This is a genomic window from Gorillibacterium massiliense (genome assembly GCF_000455485.1).
GTDB lineage: Bacteria > Bacillota > Bacilli > Paenibacillales > NBRC-103111 > Gorillibacterium > Gorillibacterium massiliense.
On the sequence record NZ_CBQR020000157.1, the window covers coordinates 1 to 7,541 of the forward strand.

The window sequence follows — 7,541 nt, forward strand, 5'->3', positions numbered from 1 at the left end:
GTAGGGATAGGGATAATAGGGCTGCCCGAATGCGGCCCCCGCAGTACCCGGGAATAGGGCTGTCCCCATGCTGCGGGGAATTAGCTCCACCTGAACCGGCTGTTGATCATAAGCGGCTTTTTGCTGATCGGTCATAGGCGCACAACTCCTTTCTTGTCGTAAAAATGGGTATCGGTCTACTGACAGGGTATGAGCGGAGAAGGGGTGTCGGCACGGCATCCGCCTATTTTCATGTTTTCATTTCATCACTCAGGCAACCGTGATATGATAGTTTAATCATAAAACAAAGGGGTCGTGTTCGACATTTCACTGCATCGTCTTCTCAACTACAAACAAATGACTCCAAGCCGCAAATCCTTATGGGTGCTGATGGTTGAGGGGATTCCCGCTACGATTGTTCAGACTTTGCTTGGCGGTCAATTCCTATCCGGTTACCTGCTTTATTTGGGGGCCACCTCTACACAGATGGGGCTCATTTTTGCCATTCCGACGTTAACCAATGTCGCTCAGCTGTTTATGGCCTTTTTTTCCCAACGGCTAAAAAATCGCAAATGGCCCTTTGTCTTTCTGGCCTCCGTCCATCGGATCCTCTGGTCACTTACGGGCTTCATCCCTTTTGTATTTGATAAGGCGATGTGGATACCGGTGTTTATATTGCTCTATACCGTTGCCTTTATCGGTAATGCGACTGGCGGTATGATGTGGACGGCCCTCTGTGGTGATATGGTTCATCCTCGTATCCAGGGACGTTTTTTCGGCATCCGCAATACGTTTTTGAATATACTAACGACCCTAAGCCTCTTTTTCGGCGCTGCCATCTTGCAAGATCATCCCGGAGAGGCGGGATTTCGTCTTCTGTTCATTATCATAGGCATCTTTGCCGTCATTAACTGCTTTGCGTTTACGTTGTATCCCAATCCTCACTTTGAAAGGTCAGTAGAGTCCAAGTTTCTTCCCATGGTCCTTAGGCCTTTGCGGGATTCCGCGTTCATGAAGCCAACGATTTTTCTTACTGTTTGGTCATTTATGCAGAGTATAGTCATTCCATTTTTCACGACGATTATGTTGAAACAATTGGAAATGAGTCAAGGCCAAGTCTCCATTGTCACGATCGTTCAAACCATTGCCATGACCTGCAGCTTTTATATATGGGGCAATCTTAATGCAAAATACAGCAATAAGCAGCTGCTGTTTTGGACACTTCCGCTCATTACCTTGTCCTGTTTGACATGGGGACTGATCAGTTTCATGCCGGCGCTTCCGGTGTTGCTCATGGCGCTCGCCTGTTACGGTATCGGGATCGGAGGCTTTAATCAGCTCGTTTTCAATTTTACTATTGGCGATACACCAAAAAGTGAGCGGCCGATGTTCATCGCCGTGTACTCGGCTATGACGGGGATTGGAGCCTTCGTTGGCCCCATCGTCGGAGGAAGGATTTACGACGCCATCGCGGATAGCCCCAAATGGATGCAAATTTACGGCTTAAACCTCGTGATGGGAGTCGTTTTAACTTTGCTCGTTGTCTTTCCTGCTAGGAAAATACTAAAATAAGGTATTGATTCTATTATTAAGCTCGATAGAAAGGTTGATTTTTTATGCCGACGATTGATATGCCATTGGAGCAGCTTAAAGTCTATCAAGGAATTACCCCCCAGCCGAGGGATTTCGACGAGTACTGGAAACGGGCGTTGACGGAGATGAAGAATACAAAACCGGAGCTGGAACTTATCCCAAGCTCATTCCAAGTTCCTTTCGCCGATTGTTATGATCTCTATTTTACTGGCGTACGCAACGCCCGCATTCACGCCAAATATGTCCGCCCCAAAAGCGATAGCGGAAAACATCCGGCCATCGTCCAATTTCATGGGTATTCAGGCGAATCCGGAGATTGGCTGGATAAGCTGTCTTATGCGTCTTTAGGTTATTCCGTATTTTTCATGGATTGCCGGGGACAGGGCGGAAAGTCCGAGGACACAGGCGGTGTAAAAGGAAACACTTTGAACGGGCACTTTGTCCGCGGGTTGGAAGATCATGAGGATAATCTGTTGATGCGGCATATTTTTCTGGACACGGCACAGCTGGCCGGTATCGCCATGGACATGCCGGAGGTTGATCCGACCCGCGTATTCGCAACCGGCTGGTCGCAAGGTGGCGGCTTAACCATCGCTTGCGCCGCCCTCGAACCGCGCATCACCAAGCTGGCTCCCGTTTATCCCTTCCTTAGCGATTACCGGCGGGTTTGGGAAATGGATTTGGACAAGGATGCTTACGATGAGCTGCGCACCCATTTCCGCAAATTCGATCCGCAGCATGAGCATGAGGAAGAGATCTTCACGAAACTGGGTTACATCGATATTCAGAACCTGGCTCGGCGCATAAAAGGCGAAACCTTGATGGGTATCGGTTTGATGGATACCATTTGTCCACCCTCTACCCAAATGGCAGCATACAACAAGATCACTGCGCCAAAGCGGTTAGAAGTGTTTCCGGATTTCGGGCATGAAGGGCTGCCTGGACTGAATGACAAAATCGCCACGTTCTTCAGCGACTTATAAGAAAAACGTTTATCGAGGTGCGTTCAAAGAAGACAGATCACTTACAGAGGTCGTTTTTCTTGCGATATCAGGAAGTCGCTGATTCGAAGGTTTTACTTTCTGAAAGAAAACAGCAGCAAAAAGAGGCGGAGTATATCCGCCTCTTTTTGTGCTTTCGGTTAGCCGCCCATAAGGCGAGTCACCGCCAGCTTTGTTTGCGGTGCTCTACCAGATCGATAGCGCCCAGTACGAGGTGTGCCGCACCGAACCCTAAGACCGCTGTGCCAATCATCGGATACCTCATGCGCAGCGCGGCGCCCGTTCCTGTGACTACCGTGCCCAGTACAGCGGGTATCAATCCTTCGCGCATTGCCATTTCCTCCTCTATATCGGCTTGGTCGAGCATATTTAGCATGCTGAACGTTTGCCTCTTTTACTCGCAGCTTTTATCTGCAAATAATGGCGTACGCATCCTTGTTTTTCCTTTCGGCGTCGCAGCGTATCCGTTCACGAACAGGTTTTTCTTTCCCCGCCAGCGCTGGAGCACGAAGAGGCCGCGGACCGTTTCGTCGCTGATCATCGCCACGTAAATGCCCGTCAGTCCCCAACCGGCTGCAATCCCTAAAAGATAGGCACCACCTACGGCGATCAGAGACATGGAGGTGATGGCTACGTACATCGGAAAACGGGTATCGCCTACGGCGTTAAGGGCATTGTTCATTCCCATATTAAGCATCTTCGCAGGTTGCAGCAGCAGGTTGAGGGTGAGGAGGGAAGCACCCATGGCGATAATCGTCTCGTCCTGCGTGAAAAAGCCCAAGAGCTGTTTGCCGAAGGCGAAGATGACCAAGATGTTAGCCATCACGATGGCAAGCCCGATATAAAGGGTACGGAATGCGCCAGTATACGCTTCTTTTGTTTTCCCTCCGCCATAAAGATGAGCTGTTTGGATTTGGCTGGCCATGGCGATGGCGAACCCAAGGGTAAAACAATAGGATTCCAGCGTGTTCATATAGGTCCGTGCGGCCAACGCTTCCGCTCCCAGACGGGCAAGGAAAGAATAGATGATCAATTGAGAAAATACCCAACTGAAGGAGTTAAGGCCAAGAGGCCATGCGATATGCAAAATCTCGCGGATGTATGATCCGCTGAACCTGGCGAAATCCTTCACCTTTACCGTTATCGCAAAAGAGCCGCTGAACAGGCGGTATAAAACGATGACACCGAGAGCTCGGGCGATTGCATTGGATAGGGCAATGCCGCCAAGTCCCATTCGGGGCAATCCGAAAAGGCCGAAAATGAAGACATAGTTCAAAAAGATGTGAATGACGTTTACGGCGATGCCTGTATACATCACTCCTCGCGTATTGCCGGTATTGCGAATCGCCGTTCCCATAGAGACACTCATGGCCACCAGGAACAGCCCTCCCCCTACGTAGGTGATGTAGACATGGGAAAGGGGAAGAAGATCTGGAGAAATTCCCAGCATGCTGCCCATCGGGTCCGCAAAGAAAAAGAGCAGGATACTGACTGCGACCCCCAATACGGTGCTGACGGAAACCCCGATGATAGCTAGGGAGCGGGCATCTTGGGTACGTCCGGAACCGATTCGCTGGGCAATAAGGATACCGGCGCCACCGGCGAAGGTCGTAAAGAGAGTCGTGACCGCGCCGAATAATTGACTGGAAATGCCTACGACCGCCACCGCATCATCCGAAATGCGGCTGACCATCAGCGTATCGACGGTACCCAGCAGAGTTTGCAGAAAAACCTCCAGGAAGATGGGCCAAGCAAGCATCCAAAGGCCGAAGGATATTTCTTTCTGTTTCACTATACAAACTTCCTTTCTGGAGTTATCCTTTTGGCGAGCGTTCCTTTCAACCTCGAGATAACAGTGACTGATTACGTTTGATTTGAACATTATAATGGATTCTAATTTGAGTTGGGATTTATACAGCAAACCAATGTTTACATTTTTAAAACCTCTTCTAAAAGGAGATTGCCGGATGAACATTCTTCAGTTGACCGTACCTCCGCTGCCTCATTTTATCTCTTGCGGACCGCATCAATTTATGCCGGGACACCGTCATCTTAACCGGCAAAACATTCGGGTGTTCGATCTCCTGTATGTTCATTCCGGTTGTCTGTATATGGGGGAGGATGAAGATTCATTCGAAGTGAAGTCTGGACAGGCGCTTATTCTCAGTCCGGATCGCCATCATTTCGGGAATCGGGATTGTACCGAGCCGACCTCTTATCATTGGCTTCATTTTCAATGCTCCGGTCCTTGGTGCTTAACGGACAATGAGGAGGATGTCGAAATCCCGGAACAAGAATCTCTAGCGGGGAGCAATAACGGCCTAAGGAGCTGCTTAAGCGAGTTCGACGTTCATCCCTTTCGTCTGCGTCTTCCCCGTTACACTACCGTGCTTCAGCCTGCCCGTATGCAGGAACTGTTGATCCAACTCCATTCGCTAGAGCCTCGTGCGCATATGAGTTCGATGCTGCTGCGCCAGCAAACGCTTTTTCAAGGGCTGCTTGGGGTTCTCAGTGATTCTCTCGACAGCGCAAAGCTCTCTCCCCATAAACGGTGCGCGGAACAAGCCGCCTCTTACTTGCGCATGCATTTCCGGGAAAATATTACGGCTGCCGCATTGGGAGAAAGTCTGAATTTTCACCCCGTCTACATCGCCCGCTGCATGAACCGGGAATACGGTTGCTCTCCGATGGAATATTTGCACCGGTACCGGATTTCCCAGAGCAAGCTTCTGCTGATGCAGACGGATTACACTGTGGCCCGCATTGCCGAAGAGGTAGGCTTCCGGAATGTTCCTTATTTCAGTTCATCATTTTTAAAGGCGGAGGGGATGACCCCAACGTTGTTCCGTAAGCAGTTTCTATAATTTTCCGAATGAGGATGTCCCCAATCGTTTTTCCTTTTGAGAGAGAAAGAGTAAGATAGGAAGGAAAAGCAAAATGGGAAGGAGAGTCGGATCATGAACCAACTGTTGCCTGTCGCCTTCAAAGAATGGGCTGTGGCAGTTAACGCACTTGCCGAAGGCAAGACCATCCTGCTGTTGCGTAAAGGCGGCATCGCTGAGGAAACAAAGGATTTTCAGCTGGAAAGTCATTCGTTCTTTCTGTTTCCCACTTATGAGCATCAAAAAGCGAATCTGGTCAAAGCTAAATATCGTGGCTTTTGGAGCGAGGCTCAAGCCGAAATGAACCCGGAAGCGGAAGACATCGTATCCATTGTCTGCCGGGCGGAAGTGGTAGAGGATTTAGAGATTTTTAGCTTGGAAGAGCTGGAACAGCTGCGCGACTTTCACATCTGGACGGACGACTTTGCAGAAGAACGGCTGCGCTGGAAAAAGAAAAATCCGCTGCATGCGCTGCTTCTTCGGGTGTACAAGCTGTCCGAGCCTGTCCCCATTCCCCGTTTGGAAGAGTATGGAGGCTGTAAGTCATGGATTCAGTTGCAAACGGATATCCATGGGGACATTGGGATTCCGGTGCTGACCGACGCTGAATTCGCAGAGCAGGTATGGAAAATTAAGCATCTTTTGTCTATAAGTCAACAATTGGAAGAAACAGCCGCAGAAAAGCGCGAAACAGGCGGAAGCTTAGGTCCCGTCTGATTGATTTTTAAGAAGTCATGTAATAAACTGAAGCTAAGGCGAATGAGAATCACTGAGAATCAATGAGAGACTTCATATACAGGGGGATGGACAATGGGCAACACGCTGGATTTTCAAATTAACGGCTTGAGGGCAAATATTGAAGGAAAAGAAATTCTCAAAGGGCTTGACTTAACCATCAAAAACGGTGAAGTTCACGCCATTATGGGACCGAACGGAACCGGTAAGAGCACCTTGGCCTCGGTACTGATGGGGCACCCGAAATATGAAGTAACAGGCGGAAGCGCATCGATCGACGGTGAAGACCTGTTCGAAATGTCCGTGGACGAACGGGCGCTTGCCGGATTGTTCCTTGGCATGCAGTATCCAAGCGAAATTCCCGGCGTTACCAACTCCGACTTTTTGCGCAGCGCCATCAATGCCCGCCGCGGCGAAGGCAACGAGATTTCGCTGATCAAATTCATCCGTCAGATGGAAAAGAAGATGAAGGAACTGGAGATGAATCCGGAGTTCGCTCATCGCTATTTGAACGAAGGCTTTTCCGGCGGGGAGAAGAAGCGCAACGAAATTTTGCAAATGATGATGCTGGAGCCCCGTCTGGTCATCCTGGACGAGATCGATTCCGGCCTTGATATCGACGCTTTGAAAATCGTTGCCGCCGGTGTAAACGCCATGCGCGACGAAAACCGCAGCTTCCTGATCATCACTCACTATCAGCGGCTCTTGAATTACATTCAACCTGATTATGTCCACGTTATGATGCAGGGACGAATCGTGAAATCCGGCGGACCGGAGCTTGCGGAGCGCCTGGAAAATGAAGGCTACGACTGGATCAAGGAAGAGCTCGGCATCACAGATGAAACCGTAGGCGACGAAGTCGGTCAAGAAGCCTAGGGACGAGAGAGGAGCGGGTGGAACCCATATGACGACGGAAACGATATTTCCCATCGACCGCCAAACCGTGACGGAGCTCTCTCGGAAAGCAGGCGAGCCGGAATGGCTGTCGGCGCTGCGCCTCAAGGGGCTTGAACTGGCGGAATCGCTGGATTTGCCGAAAGTGGAAAAAACAAGAATCGACAGATGGAAGCTGGATGCTTATGGTCTGCCAGCTGCGGCTGTGGATTGTGAGGATTGCGACGGCCTGGAAAAGCTGCCGGAAGAAGCTCGCGCTCTTCTGGGAGAAGGCTGCCCGGACAATGTGCTGGTTCAGCAAAACGCACGTATCGTTTACGCCAGCGCTTCGGAGGAAATCGCGAAGCAAGGCGTTATTTTCACCGATTTGGAGACAGCAGTACGGGAGCATGGAGATTTGGTGAAAAAGTACTTCTTGAAGGCTGTCGCTCAAGATGAAAACCGGTTGACTGCCCTT

7 protein-coding genes and 1 pseudogene are annotated in these 7,541 nt (G+C 50.1%); 6 read left to right on the plus strand and 2 right to left on the minus strand.

What is annotated here, in order from left to right:
- Positions 1–336 precede the first annotated feature (336 nt).
- Positions 337–1,551, plus strand: a complete 1,215-nt coding sequence (locus tag TJ79_RS22275; protein ID WP_052339876.1) for an MFS transporter — start codon at positions 337–339, stop codon at positions 1,549–1,551.
- 44 nt (positions 1,552–1,595) lie between these two features.
- Complete coding sequence (locus TJ79_RS22280; protein WP_040952560.1) at positions 1,596–2,555, plus strand: acetylxylan esterase; 960 nt, start codon at positions 1,596–1,598, stop codon at positions 2,553–2,555.
- 178 nt (positions 2,556–2,733) lie between these two features.
- Here TJ79_RS22280 and TJ79_RS22285 read toward each other — a convergent pair whose 3' ends face one another.
- Both TJ79_RS22285 and TJ79_RS22290 read right to left on the minus strand, forming a co-directional pair.
- Positions 2,734–2,904 (minus strand): hypothetical protein, encoded by a 171-nt coding sequence (locus tag TJ79_RS22285; RefSeq protein WP_040952565.1) that lies wholly within the window; start codon positions 2,902–2,904, stop codon positions 2,734–2,736.
- Between the two features lie 63 nt (positions 2,905–2,967).
- Positions 2,968–4,365: an MATE family efflux transporter gene (locus tag TJ79_RS22290; protein WP_040952561.1), complete on the minus strand. Its 1,398-nt coding sequence runs from the start codon at positions 4,363–4,365 to the stop codon at positions 2,968–2,970.
- Positions 4,366–4,540: 175 nt separating this feature from the next.
- On the opposite strand from TJ79_RS22290, the gene TJ79_RS22295 reads away from it, so the two are divergent.
- The 4 genes and pseudogenes from TJ79_RS22295 to TJ79_RS22310 all read left to right on the plus strand — a co-directional run.
- Entirely contained in the window at positions 4,541–5,437 is an 897-nt protein-coding gene (locus TJ79_RS22295) for an AraC family transcriptional regulator (protein ID WP_040952562.1), read from the plus strand.
- 93 nt (positions 5,438–5,530) lie between these two features.
- Positions 5,531–6,172 (plus strand): DUF1802 family protein, encoded by a 642-nt coding sequence (locus TJ79_RS22300; RefSeq protein WP_052339875.1) that lies wholly within the window; start codon positions 5,531–5,533, stop codon positions 6,170–6,172.
- 93 nt (positions 6,173–6,265) lie between these two features.
- Positions 6,266–7,066, plus strand: a complete 801-nt coding sequence (gene sufC, locus TJ79_RS22305; protein WP_040952563.1) for a Fe-S cluster assembly ATPase SufC — start codon at positions 6,266–6,268, stop codon at positions 7,064–7,066.
- Between the two features lie 28 nt (positions 7,067–7,094).
- A pseudogene (locus tag TJ79_RS22310) lies at positions 7,095–7,541 on the plus strand (Fe-S cluster assembly protein SufD); the annotation flags it as partial.

Excerpts from the sequence above, each read along its gene's own strand:
- TJ79_RS22285 (WP_040952565.1), bottom strand. The coding sequence starts at position 2,904 with ATGCGCGAAGGATTGATACCCGCTGTACTGGGCACGGTAGTCACAGGA.
- TJ79_RS22280 (WP_040952560.1), top strand. The coding sequence starts at position 1,596 with ATGCCGACGATTGATATGCCATTGGAGCAGCTTAAAGTCTATCAAGGA.
- sufC (WP_040952563.1), top strand. The coding sequence starts at position 6,266 with ATGGGCAACACGCTGGATTTTCAAATTAACGGCTTGAGGGCAAATATT.
- TJ79_RS22300 (WP_052339875.1), top strand. The coding sequence starts at position 5,531 with ATGAACCAACTGTTGCCTGTCGCCTTCAAAGAATGGGCTGTGGCAGTT.
- TJ79_RS22295 (WP_040952562.1), top strand. The coding sequence starts at position 4,541 with ATGAACATTCTTCAGTTGACCGTACCTCCGCTGCCTCATTTTATCTCT.
- TJ79_RS22275 (WP_052339876.1), top strand. The coding sequence starts at position 337 with ATGACTCCAAGCCGCAAATCCTTATGGGTGCTGATGGTTGAGGGGATT.